Source organism: Candidatus Puniceispirillum marinum IMCC1322 (assembly GCF_000024465.1).
Lineage (GTDB): Bacteria > Pseudomonadota > Alphaproteobacteria > Puniceispirillales > Puniceispirillaceae > Puniceispirillum > Puniceispirillum marinum.
Genome location: NC_014010.1, coordinates 353,005 through 376,730, shown reverse-complemented (window position 1 = coordinate 376,730; position 23,726 = coordinate 353,005). Strand labels below are relative to the sequence as shown.

General features: G+C 46.3%; 20 protein-coding genes and 1 tRNA gene. 8 read left to right on the top strand and 13 right to left on the bottom strand.

What is annotated here, in order from left to right; all coding sequences use genetic code 11:
* Positions 1 to 3 precede the first annotated feature (3 nt).
* The 5 genes from SAR116_RS01805 to SAR116_RS13090 form a co-directional block, all read right to left on the bottom strand.
* Positions 4 to 1,188: a D-alanyl-D-alanine carboxypeptidase family protein gene (locus SAR116_RS01805; protein ID WP_013045228.1), complete on the bottom strand. Its 1,185-nt coding sequence runs from the start codon at positions 1,186 to 1,188 to the stop codon at positions 4 to 6.
* Positions 1,189 to 1,269: 81 nt separating this feature from the next.
* Positions 1,270 to 2,289 (bottom strand): septal ring lytic transglycosylase RlpA family protein, encoded by a 1,020-nt coding sequence (locus tag SAR116_RS01800; RefSeq protein WP_013045227.1) that lies wholly within the window; start codon positions 2,287 to 2,289, stop codon positions 1,270 to 1,272.
* 18 nt (positions 2,290 to 2,307) lie between these two features.
* Positions 2,308 to 3,291, bottom strand: a complete 984-nt coding sequence (locus SAR116_RS01795; RefSeq protein WP_013045226.1) for a lytic murein transglycosylase — start codon at positions 3,289 to 3,291, stop codon at positions 2,308 to 2,310.
* Between the two features lie 156 nt (positions 3,292 to 3,447).
* Positions 3,448 to 6,609, bottom strand: coding sequence for an efflux RND transporter permease subunit (locus SAR116_RS01790; protein WP_013045225.1), 3,162 nt, complete (start codon positions 6,607 to 6,609; stop codon positions 3,448 to 3,450).
* The gene (locus tag SAR116_RS13090) at positions 6,609 to 8,027 is read right to left on the bottom strand and encodes an efflux RND transporter periplasmic adaptor subunit (RefSeq protein WP_148212227.1); all 1,419 of its coding nucleotides are present in this window, start codon (positions 8,025 to 8,027) and stop codon (positions 6,609 to 6,611) included. Before SAR116_RS13090 ends, SAR116_RS01790 begins: the two co-directional genes overlap by 1 nt.
* Positions 8,028 to 8,352: 325 nt before the next feature.
* On the opposite strand from SAR116_RS13090, the gene SAR116_RS01780 reads away from it, so the two are divergent.
* Positions 8,353 to 8,442, top strand: a tRNA-Ser gene (locus SAR116_RS01780).
* A 112-nt stretch (positions 8,443 to 8,554) separates the two neighbouring features.
* Here SAR116_RS01780 and SAR116_RS01775 read toward each other — a convergent pair.
* The 5 genes from SAR116_RS01775 to SAR116_RS01755 form a co-directional block, all read right to left on the bottom strand.
* Positions 8,555 to 9,235: an ABC transporter ATP-binding protein gene (locus tag SAR116_RS01775; RefSeq protein WP_013045223.1), complete on the bottom strand. Its 681-nt coding sequence runs from the start codon at positions 9,233 to 9,235 to the stop codon at positions 8,555 to 8,557.
* Entirely contained in the window at positions 9,236 to 10,027 is a 792-nt protein-coding gene (locus tag SAR116_RS01770; protein ID WP_238531164.1) for an ABC transporter ATP-binding protein, read from the bottom strand.
* Positions 9,990 to 10,829, bottom strand: coding sequence for a branched-chain amino acid ABC transporter permease (locus tag SAR116_RS01765; protein ID WP_013045221.1), 840 nt, complete (start codon positions 10,827 to 10,829; stop codon positions 9,990 to 9,992). Before SAR116_RS01765 ends, SAR116_RS01770 begins: the two co-directional genes overlap by 38 nt.
* Positions 10,830 to 10,833: 4 nt before the next feature.
* Entirely contained in the window at positions 10,834 to 11,697 is an 864-nt protein-coding gene (locus tag SAR116_RS01760) for a branched-chain amino acid ABC transporter permease (protein WP_013045220.1), read from the bottom strand.
* A 62-nt stretch (positions 11,698 to 11,759) separates the two neighbouring features.
* Positions 11,760 to 12,911, bottom strand: a complete 1,152-nt coding sequence (locus SAR116_RS01755) for an ABC transporter substrate-binding protein (RefSeq protein WP_013045219.1) — start codon at positions 12,909 to 12,911, stop codon at positions 11,760 to 11,762.
* A gap of 389 nt (positions 12,912 to 13,300) precedes the next feature.
* On the opposite strand from SAR116_RS01755, the gene SAR116_RS01750 reads away from it, so the two are divergent.
* The 4 genes from SAR116_RS01750 to SAR116_RS01735 are packed head-to-tail and all read left to right on the top strand — an operon-like array spanning position 13,301 to position 18,266.
* The gene (locus SAR116_RS01750) at positions 13,301 to 14,551 is read left to right on the top strand and encodes an FAD-dependent oxidoreductase (RefSeq protein WP_013045218.1); all 1,251 of its coding nucleotides are present in this window, start codon (positions 13,301 to 13,303) and stop codon (positions 14,549 to 14,551) included.
* 13 nt (positions 14,552 to 14,564) lie between these two features.
* On the top strand, positions 14,565 to 14,819 hold the full coding sequence (locus SAR116_RS01745; protein WP_013045217.1) for a sarcosine oxidase subunit delta: 255 nt from the start codon (positions 14,565 to 14,567) through the stop codon (positions 14,817 to 14,819).
* Complete coding sequence (locus SAR116_RS01740) at positions 14,816 to 17,758, top strand: 2Fe-2S iron-sulfur cluster-binding protein (protein ID WP_013045216.1); 2,943 nt, start codon at positions 14,816 to 14,818, stop codon at positions 17,756 to 17,758. The genes SAR116_RS01745 and SAR116_RS01740 overlap by 4 nt, the downstream gene beginning before the upstream one ends.
* Position 17,759: 1 nt before the next feature.
* The gene (locus tag SAR116_RS01735; protein ID WP_013045215.1) at positions 17,760 to 18,266 is read left to right on the top strand and encodes a sarcosine oxidase subunit gamma family protein; all 507 of its coding nucleotides are present in this window, start codon (positions 17,760 to 17,762) and stop codon (positions 18,264 to 18,266) included.
* On the opposite strand, the gene SAR116_RS01730 is transcribed toward SAR116_RS01735, so the two are convergent.
* Complete coding sequence (locus SAR116_RS01730; RefSeq protein WP_013045214.1) at positions 18,263 to 19,306, bottom strand: aromatic ring-hydroxylating dioxygenase subunit alpha; 1,044 nt, start codon at positions 19,304 to 19,306, stop codon at positions 18,263 to 18,265. The genes SAR116_RS01735 and SAR116_RS01730 overlap by 4 nt on opposite strands.
* Positions 19,307 to 19,370: 64 nt before the next feature.
* Positions 19,371 to 20,369, bottom strand: a complete 999-nt coding sequence (locus SAR116_RS01725; protein ID WP_041860703.1) for a succinylglutamate desuccinylase/aspartoacylase family protein — start codon at positions 20,367 to 20,369, stop codon at positions 19,371 to 19,373.
* A gap of 208 nt (positions 20,370 to 20,577) precedes the next feature.
* On the opposite strand from SAR116_RS01725, the gene SAR116_RS01720 reads away from it, so the two are divergent.
* From SAR116_RS01720 to SAR116_RS01710, 3 genes are read left to right on the top strand one after another with little or no spacing between them, the layout of a single operon-like run.
* Entirely contained in the window at positions 20,578 to 21,678 is a 1,101-nt protein-coding gene (locus SAR116_RS01720; protein WP_238531163.1) for a pyridoxal phosphate-dependent aminotransferase, read from the top strand.
* Positions 21,675 to 22,223: a decarboxylase gene (locus SAR116_RS01715; protein ID WP_013045211.1), complete on the top strand. Its 549-nt coding sequence runs from the start codon at positions 21,675 to 21,677 to the stop codon at positions 22,221 to 22,223. Before SAR116_RS01720 ends, SAR116_RS01715 begins: the two co-directional genes overlap by 4 nt.
* Complete coding sequence (locus SAR116_RS01710) at positions 22,220 to 22,804, top strand: thiamine pyrophosphate-dependent enzyme (protein WP_013045210.1); 585 nt, start codon at positions 22,220 to 22,222, stop codon at positions 22,802 to 22,804. The genes SAR116_RS01715 and SAR116_RS01710 overlap by 4 nt, the downstream gene beginning before the upstream one ends.
* On the opposite strand, the gene SAR116_RS01705 is transcribed toward SAR116_RS01710, so the two are convergent.
* On the bottom strand, positions 22,801 to 23,697 hold the full coding sequence (locus tag SAR116_RS01705; protein ID WP_013045209.1) for a LysR substrate-binding domain-containing protein: 897 nt from the start codon (positions 23,695 to 23,697) through the stop codon (positions 22,801 to 22,803). The two genes, SAR116_RS01710 and SAR116_RS01705, sit on opposite strands and share 4 nt — an antisense overlap.
* Positions 23,698 to 23,726: the final 29 nt, after the last annotated feature.

Below are 23,726 nucleotides of genomic sequence, written 5' to 3'. Positions count from 1 at the left end.
AATCTAGTTTGCGGCGTTAGTGCCTGCACCAGCTCCAAAAATCAGATATTTAAAGGCAGCACCAATACGATCAAAAACGCCAAGTTCCTCAACGTCATTCGCAGCCAGAAGATCTATCGTTTCACTGCTAGATTTACCTTCAATGGTCAACACTCCGAGTTTCTGACCTTTGGTAATGGGGGCAGACACAGGGTCAACCCAGTTGACAGACATCTTCAAATGCCGTCGTTCATCACGTGACAATACACGGTGCAACGGATTAGCCAGAACCAGATCAACACTTGGCATCTTTCCAAGCCATACATTTGCCACATCAACCGTCTCATTAGCCTCAAAGAAACGATATTGTTTAAATTCACGGAACGCTAAATCCATCAGACGACGGGATTCAGCCGAGCGCTGTTTCATACTTGTCATTCCGTTCAGGACCATGACAACACGCTGGCCTTCACGAATGGCAGATCCAACGACACCATAGCCTGACTCTTTTGTATGGCCTGTTTTCAAGCCGTCAGCACCGACTGTTCCATAAACCAACGGATTTCGGTTGGGCTGATCAATGCCATTATATTCAAACCGTTTCTTTTTGAACATCGGATATAAATCAGGATATTCATCGATAGGAAATCGGGATATTAACGCAGATGACAAGATGTTTAAATCTTTGGCCGTAGTGGTCAATTCCGGATCAGGCCACCCTGTCGAATTACGAAATACAGTATTTTCCATACCTAGTTTCTGTGCCCAGAAATTCATTTCTTCGGCAAAAGATTCTTCGGTACCTGAAATACCTTCGGCAATGACAATGGCGGCATCATTACCTGATTGTACAATAACACCATTCAAAAGGTCACTTACGGTTACGAATGATCCAACTTCGAGAAAGGATCGTGATCCACCTTTACGCCATGCTTTTTCCGAAACCTGAAACTTGTCATTTAGCGATAGACCACCTTCACGGATACGTTCAAAAGCAATAAAGATAGTCATTATTTTAGCCATTGAAGCTGGCTTCATTTGCATGTCTGCATTTTTCTGAAACAGAACCTTTCCCGTATCAAAATCGGTGATATAGGCAAATTCTGCGGGTGTTGTTATTTCAGTTGAACCTGCGCTATTTGAGATGGTTAACCATGATGCACTGATGAAGACCGACATAGTGGTCACTTGCAATAATCTCTTTAGCATTAGCAATCCTGTTTATTCATTTAACGTTTTACGTTTATTGCGCATTAAAAGTGGCAATAAAATGACTTAAGAAACATTTTGTCAGTCAACTATAATGCGGGCACCGGTGAAGCCCATATTAACGACACCATCAAGCAGCTTATCTGCAGTTTTAACTTCATTAATGGGGCCCAGTCTGACGCGATACAGAGTTTTCCCTGCTCTATCAACCGTGGACACTACACCATCACCTATTGACGAAACTTTTGCCAATACATTTGAGGCATTGCTTTCAGCGTGGAAAGCACCAATCTGCACCCAGATATTAGTGGTTATCGGAGCCACTTCAATGACCTCTCCCACCCGGGCATTTGCTAGCAATTCAATAGCAGATTGCTGAACCACATTTGTCGGTTTCGCTTTGTTTGAATTTGATCGTGTCGTCAGACTCACCTTGGGCTGAACAACCGCGTCTGTTTCGGGCATGGCTTGCGCAACTCCCGACAGCTCAGGAAATTTTCCAGCTTTAGCGAGTTGTTCAAGCCGCAGACTTTGTTCGGCAAGCACCTGAACCCTGACGCGCGCCAATCCGTTATCTTTATAGCCTATAAGACGCGCTGACGCCCGCGACAGGTCTATTATACGGCCTGCCACAAAGGGACCGCGGTCATTTATACGCACCACAAGTGATTTACCATTATCAAGATTTGTGACACGCACAACACTTGGCATTGGCAAGGTCTTATGTGCGGCCGTTATTTTCTCAGGATCAAAAATCTCACCATTTGCAGTCAATTTACCGGCGAATTCATCACCATACCATGACCCGATTCCAGTCTCATCATAAGCTAAATCTCGATCTGGATAATACCAGATACCAGCAACCTGATACGGATTTCCTATTTTATATCGAGGTGCGGATTTTACCACACCAGCACCAGCACCAATACCATCTTTGGTGGCTTTGCCGACTTTCCAGTTCACATCACTGCTGTCAGTCTTTTGCGCTGTATCAGTTTTCTTGCTTTTCTTTAGAAGATCAACAGCAAGCTCAGCGGTGGTACAGCCTTGAAGCAAAAACGCTCCCAGCAAAACAACAAACAATAATCGAAACATAATCATGGGCTATTTATCCAGTGACTACCTTAACGTGTCTGAAAGGTGGCCAATGGCCAAAGCGTAATAATTCGACCGATTCCATGCCAGAATCGAGTCAAAATTACTATAAACAAGAAATGCTGGTCCATCAGAACCTGACGGCATAATCAGTCGAGCCTTAAAATCTGCAGTCGGCAATGCAGACTCATCAGCAGCCAGAACCCCTGCTGACGACCATTTTGCAAGCTTCACATTCGTTTTAGCATCAGCCAATTGCTTGGCTGTCTTACCATTCATCGTAAAGTTGCTTGGTATTGAAACTTTGCGACCCCAGGTGCGGTCATCTCGCCACCCGGCTTGTGACAGATAATAGGCTGTAGAGGCAAAAACATCTTCAGTTGTTGCCCATATATCGCGCTGGCCATCGCCATGCCAGTCAACAGCGTAAGACAGGAAACTGGATGGCATAAATTGGCTTTGCCCCATTGCGCCAGCCCATGACCCTTTCATATTGGCCGCGGTGATATGGCCTTCTTCAAGTATCTGCAACGCATTCAAAAGCTCTTTGCGAAAATAAGCACTTCGGCGACCGTCATAAGCCAAGGTAGCCAGCGAATGCGGAACATTAAATGAACCAAGATAGCGGCCAAAACTGGTTTCGACACCCCAGAATGTAATGATAAAACGCTTCTGGACGCCATATTTTTTAGACACTTTGGTTAGAATATCATCATGTTCAATCATTTTTTTGGCGGCAATGCGCTGGCGCGCTTTTGAAACAACCTTGCCAAGATATTCATCAAACGTCATTTTGAATTCAGGTTGATTTCGATCCAGCTCTATGACCCGTGGAATTGGTTTGGCGTCACCAAGTGCCTCATCAAAAATCTTATCCGATATACCGCGCGCTTTGGCGTCAATACGGAATTCGGCAAGCCATTGCTCGAAAGACTGGCTTTGCGCAAAAGCCGGATGCACAAACAGCAAACATATAGATGCCAAACCAACTATAAAGAAACGCGTCATTGATTTGGCTCCCACCAGTCTTACTGTTTGTTATTTAACGTATGACAACATCATTTATGCCATCATTTTACAATATGTATATGCTAATGCGGAAGACTGTTTTGGAGCAACTACAGATTACAAAAAATACACGAGTTTTGTTGTCTTTTGACTGATTTACACATCTATCACAATTTTCTGCCCCGTATTACGCCCCAGCCGCGTCTGTAAGGCGATGCCAAGTAACGGCGGTACGATCAGCAATGTCGCCAAAGTGGACAAAGCCAGACCACCAAACACCACCACACCAATACCACGATATAACTCAGATCCTGCCCCAGGGAAAATCACCAAAGGCACCAACCCAAATAAGGATGTCAGCGTTGACATGAAAATTGGACGTATCCGATTGCGAGTAGCTTCAAGAATGGCATCTGTTGGCGACATCCCCTCCTCACGCAAATGCAACACGGTCTGCTCAATCAGCAATATTGCATTATTGACCACCACGCCTGTTAGAATCACAAAACCAAGCATGGTCAGCATATCCAGTGGCTGGCGGACAAATAGGTTCAATAAAGCCAGACCACCTATACCCCCAGCGGCCGCCACCGGAATAGCTAATAAGATAATTAGGGGCATGACAAAGCTACGAAGCAAAATGACCATTAGCAGGAAAATGACAACAATAGCGGTTGCAACATTTGACTGCATCGCTTTCCATGTCTGATCCATGGCACTTGCCGCGCCACGCAATGAAATAGATACCCCTGCATCTCGCGCCATGTCATTGATTTTCGGCAATATCTCGGTTTCAATCTGTTGCACGGCATCTTCTAGCGTGATCGACTCATTTGGCCGTAACTGCAAAGATAGAGATTGCTTGCCTCCAAGTCGATTTATGTTGCCAGGAGCACTGACTATGTCAATTTTAGCCAGTTGTTCAAGGCGAATGATATTGCCGCTACGGGTCACAATGGGAATCGTATTAAGGGCGTCAGCGCTCATATTTTGCGCTTCCTTGCCAGACAGCACCATATCTATAAGTTCACCCTCAATCGGAACTTCAATAACATTCGCGCCATCGTTAAAAATATCCACCGCAGCCGACAATTCTCGAACCGTGACGCCAGCCCGCGCCAAAGCTGTCAGATCCGGCGTAATGCGAATTTGTGGCGCCCCTGATGACAGGCTAGGTATAGCACGAAGCTGGTTCCCTTCACGTCGGGTAAATTTAGCTTCCAATGCGTTGTTCAAGGCCAAAGCTATGGGCATGATATCGTCACGATTATTTCCGGATATATCAACTCGAATTGATCGCGACCCGCCAACTGACCGCCCAAATAGCGAAGCTTGACGAACAAAGGCCCGGGCACCTGGAACATCAAAGATTGGGCGCATTAACACCATGCGAAGATCAGACACGCGGCTAGGGTCAACTGATGATGCACCGGCAAAAGCGCCCCCTGAATAAGCGACAAAGAAAAACCGCTCGATGGCAGGTGGGCCGCCTGGTTCTGTATTACCTTCCCATAATGGGCGCGCAGCGGCTTCCATCTTTTCGGCTATTCGCAGGGTTTCGTCGATCGAATATCCCTCTGGCACTATAATGCGTCCAAAAGCAAAATTGGCATTGCCGTCAGGCAGATAGTCTAATTGTGGTGCAAAGCGATAGCTGGCAAAACCAGCACTCAGCAAGATGGCGACAACAACCAATGCCCCGACATATCCACGTTTTACGGTCACCCGTACATAGCGCAAAATCAAATTGGAAAAGAAACGTGCTGCATGGTCAATGCCCGGAATGGGAAATAGACGTTCATATTTATCGCCAGCGCCAGCAAGCAACCGCGATGCAAGCGCCGGAATTACCGTCACTGATACAACTACAGAAATCAGCACAGCAACCGAAATGGCAATAGCGATATCCCGAAACAACTGACCGACTGGAAGATCAAGCATCAAAATAGGCACAAATACCAACACAGTTGTCAGCGCAGACCCAAGAATAGGTGCCCAGACCTGGCGTGCGCCCAAAAACGCGGCGTTCTGCGCTTTCATGCCACGCTGGCGAAGCCGGAAGATGTTTTCAAGGCTGACAATTGAAGCATCGACAACCATGCCAACAGCAAATGCCAACCCGGCAAGCGAGATCACATTTATTGATAAACCCAACCCAGCAATAGCCACAAAGGTACCTATAATCGATACGGGAATGGCCGCAAAAATGATGGCCGCTGGCAGTAGCGAACGTAAGAATAATAATAGTATGAATAGTGCCAGCACTCCACCAATCCAGATGTTCTGCTGGACCAGATCAATCGCTGACTCGATATATTTTGTTTCATCATATACAAGATTAAGCTCTAAGCCACGTGGCGATAACTCAGTCTTGTTTAATACCGCTATTTCTTCGCGCAAACGCTGCATTGTTGTAACAACATTGGTGCCCTGTTCACGCAAGGCATTTATAATAATGGCCTCTTTTCCATTAAGTCGCCTGAAGCTGGTGCGCTTTTGAACACGCAAATCAACTGACGCCACATCTGACAATAGGATAGGTACGATCGTTCCGGAAGATGAGACATCGGTTCGCAGAACGATTCTACCTGCTGTATCTGGCGTGTAATTCTCGGACTCGGTGCGCACTGCATAGGTTCTTTTGCCTTCGGTTATCACGCCAACGGACATCATTGATGATGATGAACGCAAAGCGGTGATAACTTCAGTTAAGGTCAATTTATACTGAATGAGTTTGTCGGGATCGATGATGACCCGCATTTCAGGACGACCACCCCCATTAAAACCAACCTCGGCTACGCCTTCGATGCGCCCTAAGGGATCGACGATATTGGTTTCCAGAAAAGCCCCTAATGTTTCAAGATTTACTTCGTTATCATCTTTGGCAACAAGTGCCAGCCGAGCTATCGGGCTATCATCTGAATTTGAGGTTCTTACACGAGGTGTTTGCGCATCATCTGGCAAATCATTTACGGCCGATAATCGACTTAGCAATAAAACAAGTGCCTTATCCATATCCTGTTTTACGTTATATGTCAGGGTGATGCGCGTGCGTCCAAAAGATGAACGGGATTGTAATTCTTCGACGCCATTTAACGAAGCCAACTCACCTTCCAACCGCGTCACAACCTCACGGTCTATATCTTCAGGAGATGCCCCCGGCCAATTAACCCGGACTTCAAGAATTGGTTTTTCAATATCAGGGCTCATCTGAATCGGTATGTCGCGAATGGCCACAATACCAAACAATACTGCCAGCAACACCAAGGCCAGTACAGCAACAGGACGCTCGATGGCAGCCTTGATCAAGCCCCCCATCAGTTTACGTCCTTACTACCAGAAAATGTCATGCTTCGTTCTTGACCACCCGGAAGACCGCGAATAACAAGATCGCCATTCATTTCCACACCCTTTACTGTGCCATTAAACTCAAGGTCAATCACACCAAAAGGTAAAGCTTTTTTGGCACTGAAATTGACGCTATCGCCCGCTTTTACCACCTCAACTTCTTCTTCATCGAAAAACGATTTGGCTTTGCCTAGGATTAAAGTACCGGTAGATTCACCACGAGGCGACATCCATTTCAACGTCCAGACAACGCCTTTAGGTTTGGCTTTTGCTGCCGGTTTACCCGGTGGCTTACCACCAGGTTTTTTAACCGCCTTACCATCTGAAAGCTGCTCATTACCGCGGATGATAACGTCCTGCCCTGCATCAAGACCTGACAACACAATAAAGCTGTCTGCAACCGCACTTCCCAGCTTGATTGGTGTGCGCACAGCTTTACCTTCAGCAAACACATATACAATGTGACCATTTGAAACTGGCAGAACGGCATCTTTGGGCACCGTCACGACCGGTGTCGGGCTCGTTGTTGGAATTTGCAGAACTATAACTGCATTATCCGCCTGTAATGATGATGGCAAGTCCCCATCAAAGGTAAAGCGCATTGTCCGGGTGCCCGTGCGGGCATTCTGAACAGGCAAAAGTACCCGCGGCTTTAGCATGATCTTATCACCACCAAGACCCGCACCACGGATTTGGTTGGAAAGATCAAAATTCTTCAGCAGATTTTCCGGGATTTCGGCTTCGATTTCAAAATCAGCAGGATCCAGAATTCGTGCAATTACGTCACCTTCACGCGCATAGCCAGATCTATAATCAATAAGATAGATAATTTGGCCACTTCGATTGGCTGTTAATGTCGCAGCAGAAATATCAGATTTAAGCTGGCGAATATCAGTTTTGATGCGCGCCATGGCTGTCTTTGATTGCTGAAGTTGTATCTCTTTGCGACCAATGGTGTGTTCGCGCGTTAGAACCTGCTGGCGGGCAATAAGGCTTGCATTAAGCGCCGTTTCAGCGCCTTCGGCAGATAAAGCATTTACGCTGGCCAATTCGCGCGCACGCGAAGCCTTGCTCGCTAATAAAATTGCCTGTTCTTTCGTAATTACCAATAAACTACGCTCACCTTGCAGGTCAGAGTCAATCTCGTCATGCCGCAATTGTGCCTCAGTGAGACCTATTTCAAGTAAGTTAAGGCGCGCTTTTAGCTTATCCGTATTTTGCTGGGCAATTTTCTGCCCCGATTTGACAAAATCACCAATTTTCAGCGGTGCCAGCTTGATCCTGGCATTGGTAAAAGCGGTAACAGCATCGGATGCACCAGACGTGACACGTCCTTGTACATCAGCAAAATTTGATAATACTTGACGTTGCGCGGGTGCTGTTTCCACCGTGCTAGCACCACCATACTGCGCGTAGGTTGGCTGTACGATGATAAACAAAGACAATAAACAGACGCTCGGTATTAAAATTCTAATTTGACCTATGTGCAGACGATCCATCATCAGAAATTGAAAAAAACCTTTGAAATCTAACCTACACACAAAACGTCTCCAAATTAGATTACTAAACAGATTTAAATGTAAACCGCTTTTGGTTGAAAACAACCTAAACCATACGAACTTTATTATTTTATTCATATTTTGCAATATTTATAAAAAACGTGCGATCAGCATATTGACAGAGACGCCCTATTTCCGTTACTTCCACTGGCACGGAGAGATGGCAGAGTGGTTGAATGCACCGGTCTTGAAAACCGGCATAGGTGCGAGCCTATCCAGGGTTCGAATCCCTGTCTCTCCGCCACACCCCTTATTTTTATCTCATAAAATAGCTCAATATATACCCATTAATCCCTGATTATATGGGATATTTCTTGGCAAATAAGTTATTTTTTGGTTGCTGCTGGTTGACTGCCTTAATAAATTGATGACTCTGGTGCTTGATGGGACGCGCCAGACCAAATTTGATGCCCAGATTCCATAATTAGTGTTGACGAACAGAAAGCCATCGACGCATCACTATTCTGATCTACGAGAATTATGGCAATACCCTCGGATTGTAATTTTTTTAACGCGTCGTAGCACTCATCAACGACACTAGGCATTAATCCAAGTGAAAGTTCATCTACAAGCATTAGACGCGGTCTTGACATCATTGCGCGGCCAAATGCCAGCATCTGTTGTTCGCCGCCAGACAATGAACCAGCAAGCTGTTTTTGCCTATCATGAAGTCTGGGAAAAATATTAAAAACATTTTGCAAGTTTTCTGGTTGTTCAGTTTTCGGGCGAGAATAGCCCCCTACTTCAAGATTTTCCAACACTGTTAGATCAGGAAAAATCCGTCTTCCTTCTGGGACTAACCCAATACCATTCAAACACCGATCAACCGCTTCAGCACCTGTGATGTTAGCACCATTAAAATCTATTTGGCCTGAATGACAGCGAACATGCCCAGCTAAAGCCATTAGCAAAGTTGTCTTTCCAGCTCCGTTTGGGCCAACAAGAGCCATCGTTTCGCCCTTTTGCAGTACAAAATTAATGTCACGAATTGCTGTAATATCGCCATAGCGACATAGAAGGTTCTTTACCTCAATCATTCAGGCCTCCTTGCCAAGGTAGGCTTTTCGAACAACGGGATCAGCCATTACCTGTGCAGTTGGTCCGTAAGCTAGTCCTTGACCGTTTGCCTGAACATACAACTTAGGACAAACGCGCAAAACTTGGGGCAAATTATGCTCGATCAATATCACGCTTAAACCCGGCCTAGTGAGTCCTGAAATCAGGTCTGCCATTTCTTCTGCCTCAGGCTTGCTCAAACCTGCCAATGGTTCATCCAGCAATAACAATGTTGGCTTCAACGCCAAAGCTCGTGCAACCTCTAGCCGCTTCAGAAAGCCAAGTGGAACTTCATTGGGTAATTTGTTAACCACATCACCAAGGCCAACCAACTTTAATATTTCATGTGCCGCATCACGTTCTGCCGATTTCCCCCGCACCATAAGCGCCTTTAACGGTGAAAGTAATTTATTCCCTCCAAACGCCAGTGCAACATTATCCAGAAGCGACATGCCGCGTAATGGCTTTACAATTTGTTGGCCGAGAGAAATGCCCGCATGAATTCGATGAACAGATTTCAAATGGGTAATATCATTGCCGTTTAAAATTACCGTGCCATCATTGGGATTGATCATGCCCATGATCACACGCATTAGCGTTGTTTTACCTGCTCCATTCGGACCAATAAAACCAAGCAATTGGTTGTCATCAAGCTCAAAGCTGACGTTTTGAAGCGCAGCCAACCCTCCAAATTTTACTGAAATATTGTTGATTTGAAGGCGTTGTAACGTCATCTCAGCCTCTAGAGTGAAATAGTTTTTTGAGCAAGCCATCTACACCGTCAGGCGCAAAGCGCATTGCTCCAAACAAAAGCAGGCCGTAGACAAGCAATTTATAGTCATCTATCACCTGAAAAAACTGTGGCAAGACAGATAGAAAAGCGGCAGCCAAAATCACCCCCCATATTGACCCAATGCCGCCAACAATAACCATGGCAAGAACCGAGATTGACTCAACAAACCCAAAACTGTCTGGGCCAATAAACCTCACCTGATGCGCGTATAACGCGCCTGCCAAACCTGCACCTGCAGTTCCTACTACAAAGGCAAACAACTTAAATTTTGGAACATTTATGCCAAGCAACCTAGCCGTGTCTTCATCTTCAGCAATTGAGTCAAAGGCAAAACCAGTCCATGATTTACTAATCCAAATCGTAAAAAACAGATAGGCAAGAACACATAGAAACGATAGGACAAGCAAACCAAGTCGGCCAAAATCAGGCGCAGGTATACCAGCGATTCCTATTTCTCCACCCAGAATTTCCTGTTTGCGAACAATGCCTGTGAATAGGAACACAACGCCCATTGTTGTTATCGCAAGAAAATCATGCCGCACGCGAAGTGAAGCAATACCAACGATCAACCCAACTAAACCCGCCATTCCCATAGCCGGAATAAAGGTAATGATGAGTGGAATACCTGCTTTGCTTAGAATAGCACTTGTGTAAGCACCAATTCCCAGAAAAGCTGCATGACCCAAACTTACCTGACCGCAAAAGCCGGTAATCACATTTAGCGAAAGAGCAAATAAAATAGATATCGCCATGTTTGTCAGAACTACAATTTCGTAAGTCATCACATCACCCCCGCACCAATAAACCTTGGGGACGGATCATTAAAATCATGATCAAAAATGCAAATGCAATTGAGTCGCGGTCGAGGAAGTTTCCAGCATAAATTGTACCAAATGACTCTATTATACCAAGAGCCAATGAGGCAATAAGGGCACCACGTACACTACCAAGACCACCAAGAACGATTATAGCCAAAGCCTTATATGAAGGAACTGCACCCATAGTTGGTTCAACCAAATTATTAAGTAAAGACACCATAACGCCTGCCGCCCCTGCAAAAGCTGATCCGATAAAAAAGGTGGTATAGCGAATGGTCTCAACGTTGACACCGCTGCTTGACGCCATCTCCGGATCTACAACAGTGGCGCGTGTAGCAACGCCCATGCGTGTATGCACTGCCATCCAGCCAATTCCTGACAACAAGCCAACTGCAAGCACAACCACAAGAATGCGCGCATGGCTGAGGGGAATACCGGGCAAAATTTCAATCTGGCCTTTTAAAGGTGGGGTATCATACGAAAGACCGTATGCCCCAAAGAAAATACGGAAAAGTTCTTCAGAGGCTATAAAAACACCAATAGAGGCGATGAGAGCTATTAGTGGCATTCGATTAAGTAATGGCTTGTAAATCACCCGATAGCTGGCCATCCCGACAATGCCAACAATTAACATCGCTGTAACAAGTGCCAACAGAAAACTGCCGCTACCATTGGTGACAACAACGCCAATATAACCACCAAGGGTGAATAGCGCAGCATGAGCTACATGCAAGATGCGCAACAATCCGTAGACTAGCGTTAGACCCAGAGCAATCAATGCATAGATTGCACCTTGAATTAACCCTTGAATGCATAAATCAATAAAAAGCATTACGTCTTCCGTAAAATGCAAGCCACCTAGAATATAGTGGCTTGCAAGATAACATGGTTTTTCTATTCTGCCGGCGGTGCCAGAAGAACAGGATCACTAATTACTGAATGACGATGCCAGTTACCATCCTTGACAATTTGAACCTGAACATCCTTTTGAACTTCGCCAAGTGCGTTAAACGAAATTTGGCCAGTCGATGCCATTAAATCAGTTTTCGCAATCGCATCACGCAAAGCAGCAGCATCAGTAGTTCCAGCCATCTTCAATGCGTCAGCTAATACCAGAAGCGCGGTATGACCCGAGGCCGCCACCATATCTGCAGGATAACCAGCTTTTTTGGCAAAACCTTTGATAAAATCCTGTGTTTCAGGAGAAGATGAGTCCCTGTCAAGTGACGTAGTGATCATCACGCCCTCAGAGGCTTCACCTGCAATTTCGATAAATTTTTGGCTGTCATAACCTTCTTGACCAATTATCGGCTGATTAAGACCAGCGGCTCTAATCTGACTAACCATGGGTCCAGCGGTGAAAAAATAGCCTGACGCGTAAATGGCATCAGGGTTGTCCGATTTAATTTTTGAAATTATCGGCCCGAATTCACGGTCTTTGATACTGTAATCATATTCAGAGACAATCTCGATACCGAAATTATCAGCTTGTTCGTTAAAACCTGCTGCCAGAGCCTTACCAAAATCATTATTAAGAGTGATCATGGTTACACGTTTCTTACCAAGCATATCACCAATCAGCTTGGCACCAGCTCGTCCCTGAACTTCGCCCATGAATGAAGTACGGAATACATAGTCACCAGCACGCGTAATATCCGGGTGAATTGCATAAGCTGAAATATAGGGGACATTGCTCTCTGCAAAGATTGTTGCTGCAGCTCGCGTTGCGCCAGAATAGCTTCCAGAAATACCAGCCACAACTTCATCCTTGGTAATCATCTTAACGGCTAGAGGTGCCGACTCCTTAGGACTGGCTTGATCGTCATAGACAACTAACTCAATCATGTCGCCATTAATGCCACCAGCGCCGTTTATTTGCTCTACAGCCAACTCAGCGCCATGTAATGCAGACTGACCATCAGCAGCAGCAAATCCAGTCAATGGCACATTTATACCAATCTTAATGGAGTCAGCTAATGCTGGAGCAGTGACTGCACCCATAGCCATTACTACAGTAGCCAAAATAGTATTTTTGTATTTTTTCATTTTCATCTCCCACCTAGGTTAAAGACACAAGTTAACCAGATTATATGTATGCACATATTAATAGAAGCACCATTTCCCTAGATCGTCAATATGTACATACATAAACACGCAATATCCGCAGCTAATTTTTTGAAGAATCTCATAGCTAGTGTGTCAGATCTAAGACCATAAGCGGTGTTTAAAACCCAAAAATTCAAGCATCTGATTTGGCAAAAGCAAGTATTGACAAATCATAATATAATTATCAATGTTACTTTGTTGACATTACTTTTTGTTATGAATTAAATGCAATTAGCATATCTTAGGAACTGCAACATAGCCGCATGGGTATCTATGATCATTGACGCTATAAATCACCAAAATTTTTCCGAAAATATGGACATGTTTTAATGGGTAAATTTTCTGCTTTTAGCCTTGCTTGGAATGCACTCAGCCATCACCGCAATTGGAAGCGTTATTGGCAAAACCCGCCCCTTGCCAAAAAATATGATGTGCTGGTCATCGGGGCTGGTGGGCATGGGCTTGCTACTGCACATTATCTTGCTAAAAACCATGGTATTACCAATGTTGCCGTTCTTGAAAAGGGGTGGCTTGGTGGTGGCAATATAGCCCGTAACACGGTCACAATTCGTTCAAATTACCTCCGCGACGAGAGCATTCCCTTTTTTGTTAAAAGCGTGTCTTTATTTGAAGGGTTGGCAAAAGATTTAAACTTCAATCTCATGTATTCCAAGCGGAGCATGATCGATGTTGTTCAGACCTATCCAAAAATGCGCGAAATTCGTCGTCGCATGATGAATGGCTATCTTCATGGATCAAGCTACTCACCGATTGATGTTGACGAATTACGGCGACGCATACCTGCGCTGACTGGAGGTGGTTCAGCATCACGTCTGCCGATCATTGGGGGCATGGTGCATAATGAGGCGGCCGTATGTCGGCATGATGGCGTCGCCTGGGGCTATGCTCGATCAGCAAGTGCCCGTGGTGTTGAAATTCATCAACATACAGAGGTTAAAAGCCTGCTTCGTGATAAGAATGGCAATATCAAGGGTGTTGAAACAAACCGTGGAACGGTTCTTGCCAACAAGGTCGCTGTGGTCGTTTCAGGCCATACAACAACAATTACTGAAACAGCTGGCCTGCGACTCCCGATTAAATCATTCAATCTTGCGGCTTTTGTCTCGGAACCAGTAAAGCCCCTGATTAATGTGATCGTCAATTGCCCAGACCTTGGCGTATATCTCAATCAATCAGATAAGGGCGAGCTTGTCATTGGTGGCGCGCCTGATGCTGGTCAATCGTTTCGCCGGGATATAAAGCAAACGGTTTTTGAAGACGCCGTTGTTACCATGCTTGAATTATTCCCGGCATTTCGACGTCTGAAATTGCTACGTCAATGGGGTGGTGTGCTTGATATAGCTCATGATGCAACACCCATAATCTCGACAACAGACATTCCCGGCCTATTTGTATCTTGTGGATGGTGGGGCGGATTTAAGGCTGTTCCTGCGGGAGGATATACGCTGGCACATTTGATTGCCACTGGCCAACCACACGACGTTGCCGCGCCTTTCACACTTGATCGTTTTCGAAATCTTGACTTCATAGTGGAGTCGGGAACCACAACCGCCCGTTAAGAAAGGCCAAATCATGTTATACTTGCCTTGCCCTTTTTGTGGACAGCGCGACGAATCCGAATTCGTCAATGGGGGGCCAGTGAAACCAGCACGTCCTGACGACAACATCAGCGATACAGAATGGATTGACTGGCTTACAGTATCAGTTAACCCGATTGGCTATGTTGAAGAAAAATGGTGGCACGCAAAAGGCTGTGGCAAATGGTTTACTGTCAACCGTCATACGGTCACGCATAATGTTGTCAAAGCCGATGAGAAAATCACATGACCCAGCAACCTTTCCGGCATTCAACAGGCGGCGCTATCAACCGCTCAAAATCAATTAAATTTGAATTCAACAATAACATATATTTTGGGTTTGAAGGGGATACGCTAGCCTCGGCATTGCTTGCAAATGGCGTGTTTCTGACAGCCCGATCATTTAAATATCATCGCCCTCGTGGCATCATGGGTGCAGGTGTTGAAGAACCATCCTGTCTTGTCGAGCTACTTGGTGACAATGCAGCTGGAAATCACGCAGCAACCACGGTGCAATTATGTGACGGTCTGCGTGCCAAATCGGTCAATTGCTGGCCATCACCCAATTTTGATCTGATGGGCATTAACCAGCTCTTCTCACGTTTCTTACCAGCAGGGTTTTATTACAAGACCTTCATGTGGCCAAACTGGCATTTTTTTGAGCCATCAATTCGCCGAGCAGCGGGTCTTGCGGCGGCACCTGATGACCGCATTCCGGATCAGCATTATGAAACACGCTATTGGTATGGCGACATGCTTATTGTTGGCGGTGGTGCCTGCGGATTGCTTGCAGCGCTGATCGCAAGTCGAAGCGGTGCACGCGTGATGCTTGTTGATGACCACCCTGACTTAGGTGGCTATTTGCGGACAAGTCAAAACACGATTGATGGTAAAGCTGCGATGGATTGGGTCAAGGATGTCATTGCCGAGCTTGATGCCAATCCAGACGTCACCATTCTCAGAGATGCTACCGCTTGGGGCTATCGAGAGGATAATCAGCTTCTGGTAACAGAACGCAATCCTTCTGCAGAACACGTTTTCCAGCGAGGCTGGAAAGTCCGGGCAAATCAGGTTGTCCTTGCCACTGGCGCGATTGAAAGAAATCTTATATTCGCCAACAATGACCGGCCGGGTATAATGCTGGCGTCAGCTGTGCAGCGTTATGTCAATGAATTTGCTGTAACGCCTGGTCGCCGTATCGTTATTTTTACTAATAATAGTAGCGCCTATGCACTGGCACATGATCTTCAGACTGCTAAAAAGGATGTCGTTGCTATTATCGATAGCCGCCCATTAGATAATATTGGCGCGGAAAAGGACGGGCTTGATATACCCATACATGCAATGTGTCAGATAACTGCTGCGCATGGCGCCAAACATCTCAATGCTATCAGCATTAGTGATGCAGATGGCAAAATAACACGCCTTGATTGTGATCTATTAGCCATATCTGGGGGGTGGAATCCGGCTGTGCATCTATTCTCGCAATCGCGCGGTACCCTTTCCTATGATGATGATTTGGCCAGTTTTGTTCCTGACAAAGCAATGCAAAAAGTCGTTAGTATTGGTGCGGCTGTTGGCAAAATGAATATAGCAGATGCAATGGCTGAAACCGTCGAAGCGGTTACCGCCAACCTTGCACAAAATGGGTTTGCCTGCCCTGCCCTCACCATGCCTAAAATAGATTCAGTGGCTGATTACAATCTGCAACCGCTTTGGCATGTTGACGGCCTTAAGCCTGGCGATAAGGCTTTTGTCGATATTCAGAATGATGTCACACTTGATGATATTGGCCTTGCCATGCGCGAGGGCTTTGACACAGTCGAGCATGTAAAGCGCTACACCACAGCAGGTATGGGTATTGATCAGGGCAAAACAGGTAACGTCAATATCATTGGACACATGGCTGAAGTCAGCAATAAAAGCCCCGGAGATATTGGAACAACTACCTTCCGCTCTCCTTTCACACCGGTAGATTTTGGTGCCATTGCAGGACAACGAAATGGCAAAGTTGTTCTTCCCTTCCGTCATACCCCGATTACCGAATGGAATAAAAAACACGGCGCTGTCATGTATGAGGCTGGCGCCCGATGGCAACGCCCAGGCTATTTTCCCATCAAGGGCGGAACTATGCAGGATGCAATCAACGCCGAGGCAGAAGCCGTGCGCTTTGGTGTTGGGGTTTATGATGGTTCGCCACTCGGCAAATTCGATATTAGCGGACGCGATGCGGCGGCGTTTATTGACTTACTTTATACCAATGATTTCAGCAATCTGGAAATTGGCATGGGGCGTTATGGTATCATGCTGAGCGAAGACGGCCTGATCCTTGATGATGGTGTTACATTTAAACTTGGTGATAACCATTTCATGATGTCGACCTCAACAGGCCATGCCGACATTGTTTTTCGTCATATGGAATATGTATTGCAGGTTGAATGTCCCGACTGGCAGGTCTGGATTACCCCAATAACGTCGCAATGGTGTAATGCCACAATCTGTGGTCCAAAAGCGCGGGACGTTATGGCCGCGCTAGACATCGATATTGATATAAGTGCTGAAGCATTTCCGTTCATGGGTATCCGCGATGCCATTGTCGCCGGCATACCTGCCCGCATCTGTCGCGTCAGCTTCACCGGTGAAGTCAGCTTTGAGATTAGCATCTGGCCACGTCATGCTGAGGCTATGTGGTTACGCATTATGGAAGCTGGAGAACCTTTCGGTATTGTGCCAGTTGGCTCGGAAACGAGTCATGTGTTACGTGTTGAAAAGGGCTTTCTGTCGCTTGGACATGAAGCTGATGCAACAGCCGACCCATATGATCTTGGTATGGGATGGATTATGTCCCGGAATAAAATGCACGCAATTGGCCGGCGTTCGGTTGATATACGCAGATCATCAGGAAGGCCGCGCCGTGAACTTGTTGGACTATTGCCCGAGTCGGGTGGAGAGCTTGTTCCCGAAGGGGCACCAATTACACCCAACGGCGCACGGGTTGCCAGCGAGGGGTTTGTGTCGGCCTGTGTATGGAGCGTCGCCAACAAACAAGTTATCGCTCTTGGTTTGTTGACAGATGGCCGTGCCCGCATTGGCGAGACAGTAATCATCCGGGATCGTGAAAAAATAATTAAAGCAATTGTTACAAAACCTTGTTTCTATGATCCTAAAGGCCAAATATTGCGAGGATAGAATGAGCTATCAAACGAATATCAAGAAACAGGGGCTTAGTGCCATATTCGACATTAAAGGCAATATTAGTGCTGTGTCGCAAAGACTTTCACACCTTGGCTTACCGATGCCGACAGTTGCGAATACGGCATCTGCGCGTGACGGTCAGCATCTATGCTGGATTGGTGAAGAACACTGGATTTTACTGGCACCTGCGGATCAGGAAGAGCAGCTCTTAGATAGCCTGGCCCCGAATGACCCTGCTCATGATTGTCGCATTGTCCATGTCAGTGATTTCTACAGCCTTTTCACCATTATCGGTAAACAAGCAGATGACATTATGGCGATTGCCAGCCCGCTTGATACGAGACCCACGAAATTTGCTGATAATGCTGCTACCTATACAGAATTTTTCGGCATTCGCGGACTTGTTGTGCGCCGTTCAGACGGATACATCATTGCAATCGAACGAAGCTATACCGACATGATTACCGAATATTTCGATAAAGTTTCGACAGGCAAACGCTAGTCAGCCTCTTGCGTCGCCGCAATGCGTTTTTCAATCATTTTGCGAAACCGCATAGAGCCAGCATCAATGCCAAGATTTATGTTGCGCGTCCGCTTGTTTTTCATCCCCTTATGCACCTCGACTAGAATGTCACGGTCTTCAATAAAGGCAACTTTTGCCGCGTCAAACATCTGTGTGGACAGAGCCTCATTGTCGGGATCGCCATTACGATGCTGGAACCAGAAATAGTTTGTATTGTCTGCATCTACTGGCGTCATGAAATTATATGAAATATTTATGAAACTATTGTCTGGCAATGATGTATCGTCACCGCCCTTTCCAACAGGCGTAAATATAGACTTGTTAATCGCAATTGATGGCACCCGGCATTCATAATGCTGTTTGCGGTCACAATTTCCCTCAAAAGACAGCATCGGCGCATAATAAGGTGGTGGCTGACGATCCTGCATCCAACGCGATACAAGAACACCATCTTCCAGCCTTTCAACATTTAGCGGCACATCTTCGGTTCCGGCACCCGCAAATGATGATACATGAACCCAAGCCACATGTGACGGATCGAGCAGATTATCGGTCACATAAAGATAGTGACAGGCAACATCCATACTGCCACCGCGGGTTTTTCCCCAGGCAGGATTATCATAATTTTCAATGCGGAAAATTTCATCCGTATTCGCAGCTTCTGGTGCCCCCATCCAGATCCACAGTAATCCATAGCGGTCCTCGACAGGATAGGATTTCACACTAACATCTGGAGGAGAATTCTGTTGAGTTGGGGCATGCACACAGTGTCCCGAACAATCAAACGTCAAGCCGTGATATCCGCATTCAACCCGATCGTCTTGCAGGCGACCATGCGATAGAGGCAATTTACGATGCGGGCAAGCATCTTCAAGCGCCACCGCAACGCCCTTGGCGGTACGAAATATAACCACATGCTCACCTAGGATAGTCAGTGGCGTCAGAGAATGTTCAAAATCTGAACTCCAGCCAGCCACATACCAGCTGTCGAAAAGAAATTCTGTTTCGATATCAACCATTATTAAACGTCTCCTATCCTGACGATATCAGCACCATATTTGCCACGGTCAGACTTTATTGCACTCAAATTACAGTCTCGCATACCAACATTGCCAGCATATCGCCACGCGATACATAACCCCTATTCCCATGAGCAAGAACAATGCCGTCAACCGTAAAATGAAACGGGACTGGAGCGTCATCAAGCCTATCAAGAGATCGAATATACCCAGCCAACTGTCCAGCCTCAACATGATCACCTGCGGCAAAATGGCGATCAAACAAACCTGTTGCTGGCGCATAAATATTATCAGCGCTGGATCGCGTTTCCACAAGCAGTGATGGTTGCGCTTCGGGCAACGCTTCGTTGATGATGCCAGCATGAGCTAGACAACGCTTTATCCCCATCATGGCTTGTGCAACCTGTTTTGGATCTGTGCCACCGCCGCCGCCAAGTTCTGCGGCAATCATCGGCACACCAGCATTAAGTGCTGCTGCATTCAGCGAGCGTGTATCATTATAAGCACCAAGTACCCATGTCAGCGGCGCGCCAAAAGCCGCCGCAAAATTCATATTCGCCTGCATAAGGTTTTTATCTTCACTGCGACTAGCCAATGCAGATGTGGCAAATATTGATGCTTTTCCTCCAGCATGCAGGTCAATGACAAGATCTGCTTCTGGTAATAAAACCGAAACTATGAAATCTGCCAACATATCCGTTGGTCCACCATCCGGGTCACCAGGAAATGCCCGGTTCATATTCTTACCATCAAGCGGAGACGTGCGTTGCGAGGCCAACACAGCCGGGCTGTTAATGGCAGGCAGCATGATCAAACGCCCCTCAATCTGCGTGGGGTCAATATCAGCAATCAGTTGACTGAGTGTGACAGGTCCCTCAAATTCATCGCCATGAACACCAGCCACCAACAGCGCAGTTGGACCAGGCTTGCCAACAATACAGGCAATAGGCACAGGATAGACCCCAAGAGGACGGGCATTATCAGACCAGCGCATAAGAATATCACCAGTCTGTTTGCCAGGCTTGTGCAGGTTTATATTTATCTCAAGACGCGTTTTTGCCATATTTGTGGCCTAGATGCAGGGGCATATGCCATTATTTGACAATAGCTAGCCCGGTTTGATTTTAAACAATCTATAGTTTGCCCAAACGGAGAGCAGAAATTTAATTACACAGACATTAATATAACTTTTTTTAAAATCACTTGCAATTACTATACGTTAATGTGATGAATTATTAAACAATATTGAGACCTGTTTAATGGTGACAGACGTGATAAATTCTCTTCCACAAGCTAAATCTGGCATTGCGTCAATCAAGGCTCATATGGTGACGACGACGTCTGATGCTGGCCCCAAGATCACTATCGCACTTGATTCAAATGAGAATGCGTTTGGTCCATCACCAAAAGCGAGAGCTGCCGCAGCCGCATCAACAAAACATCTTGAACGCTATTTGGAAAACCCAGCCGGTATCCTCGTTCCAGCACTTGCATCAACCTATGGGCTTGAGCCAGAGCGTCTTGCCATCGGCTTTGGCTCAGACGATTTACTGGCGCGTATTGCCCGTGCCTATTTACAACCAGGCACAACGCTTCTGCGAAGCCAAAACAGCTATCTAAAAGTGCCAAATTATGCCTATGCCAACGATGCTGAGGCAGTGGCAGCCAAAGATAAAAATTTCTGCACAGACGTTGATGCCATGCTTGCCAGTCTGACGCCTAAGACACGGATCGTTTATCTTGCCAACCCTGACAACCCATCAGGTGCCATGCTACCAGGTAATGAACTTCGGCGCCTGCATAAAGGCATTCCTAGCCATGTGCTTTTGGTGATAGATGGTGCTTATGCTGAATATGTTACCGATCCGGCCTATGAGTCTGGCGAGGAGCTTGTGCGGGCGCATGATAATGTTGTTGTTACGCGTAGCTTTTCAAAAATACATGGGCTTGCTGGCGCGCGCGTTGGATGGGCTTATGGTGCATCGCATATAATTGACACAATCACCCGTATTGGCCTCACCTTCCCACTTGCCACTCCGTCATTGCATGCAGCTGTAGCGGCATTGGCTGATGCTGATCACCGACAATATGTGATCAGCGAAACAGCAAAATTAAGGGATGAAGCAACGCAAAAACTCACACAAGCAGGCATCCATGTCTATCCCGGATATGGTAATTTTATCTTGATGGAAATGAAATCGCATCATGATCTGGCGCGCCGAGTTGATGCGGCATTAAGGTTAGAGGGCATTTCGCTGCGACGCTTTGCTTCACCAGCATTTGATGCGTGCCTGCGCATGACAATTGGCCATCATGCTGAAACACGCACCGCCATAGACGCGCTAATTCGCCTGCATGGTGAAATGACATGACCGCGTCACCTTCAGCTGAGCCTTTATCATTGCCCAATGGTGAAAACATCATTGCCCAGCTCAAAAAAGCAGGCATTGGAATCATAGTATCGGTTCCAGACATCGTGACAAGTGATGGGTTGCTATGGCCAATCAGCAAAGATCCAGATTTTCAATTGATTCGCGTGTGCAAGGAAGATGAGGGGGTTTCAATCTGTGCCGCCCTCTCCTATAGCAACACCCGCGCGCTTTTATTGATGCAGCAAACCGGATTAATGGACTCGCTGAATGCGATTCGAGCCATTGCTATGGATTATCATCAACCCGTTTGCATGATGGTTGGTTTGCAAGGTAAAGCGACTAACGAATCCGTTCGGGAGTCAGCAAGCTATGGGGTTCGAATTATTCCTCCCATTCTCGACGTTATGGCGTTGAACTATATCGATATCGACAGCAATGCCGATACGAACAACATTGCACCAGCCATCGATAATGCCTACGCAACTGGCGATGCCCTATGTTTTCTTGTTGGCCAATCACCTGTTATAGCTGGAGGGCAACAATGATACGGCGTGACCATGCCCTCATTGCATTGCGGCCGCATGTCAAGGAGCGCGACATTGTTGTTGCGGTTTATCAGAGTTGTTTTGACTGGCTTGCTTTATGCCCGCGCGATCTCAATTATGTATCAACAGGCGCCATGGGCCAGGCCTCTTCACATGCGCTTGGGCTTGCTTTGGGAAGTCCAGATAGACAACTGATCGTACTTGATGGTGACGGTAGTTTGTTGATGAATTTGGGCAGCCTTGTCACCATTGCCACTGTAAAGCCAAAACATTTTCTGCATATTGTTTTTGAAAATGGTGTTTATGAGGTGAATGGAGCTCACCCCATACCGGGAAGCGGAAATGTGGATTTTGCCAATATGGCAAAAGCCGCAGGTTATCAGGATGCAATGTGCTTTTCAGATCTACAAACATTCGAGGCGGCTTTGCCAAATTTACTGGTATCTGATGGGCCGGTTATGGCTGTACTGAAAATTGTGTCTGGTGAAGCCTATCCACGTGACTATGACTATATTCATAGCGAGGTAGCACGCCAACAGTTCCGTGATGCGCTCAACCGTGATCCAGCCAAATCTCGCTAGCTCTTCGAGTCACTATATTCTTCTTTTACCATGCTAAGAAATTCGTTCTGGATGGCTGACAGACTGCGCTGTGTTGACCATAAAACCTCAGCCTTGTAACATATTGCTGGTGTAAAGGGCACGGTCACACATCTGGGATCAAAGGATCCAGCACCAAAGCCCGACCCAATGATAGACACACCCAATCCAGCGCCTACCATGCCAATGATCGCAGCTGTTGTCTTGCTTTCATAATGTGTCAGACGATTGACTCCTGCTACATTGAAAGCCTTGTCTATATCACTTTTGAAAATAGATCCCTCAAAGTAGGAAACAAAATTTTCACCAGCGAGATCTTTGGGTGAGATGTTTTTTTCACCAGCTAGCTTGTGTGCTTTGGGTAAAAGGCAAACGGCCTCAGTACTCAGCAATTCATGCGTAGCAATATTATGATTGCGTCCGGTTGAGACAGCAATTCCAAAATCCTGATTCTCAAGCACCATCCACTCAATACGTTCATCATCAGACTGAATATCAAGACAAACATGAACATTTGGATGCCGTTTGGCAAATTTTTCAATCAGCAACGGCGCTAGCGTAGAGGCAAAAGAAGGGGTGCTGACAAGTCGAAGTTTTACATGATTAAAATCACGAATATTCTGCGCGGCCTGCTCAATACGCTTCAATCCAGCCATTGATTGCGCCACTTCCTCAGCAAGCAAGCGCGCTTCAAGCGTTGGCTCAAGCTTACGTCCAACCCGTTGGAACAGCTTGAAACCGGCGCTTTTCTCAAGATCTGAAATTAACCGGCTAACCGCTGGCTGTGAAATTCCAAGCAAAGACGCTGACTTGGTCACTGTCCCTGACGTGATCAGGGTTTGAAAAGCGTCAATCTGGCGAAAGGTGATTTTCATCTTTTTCTTTCCTCCAGGCTATTTCCGCC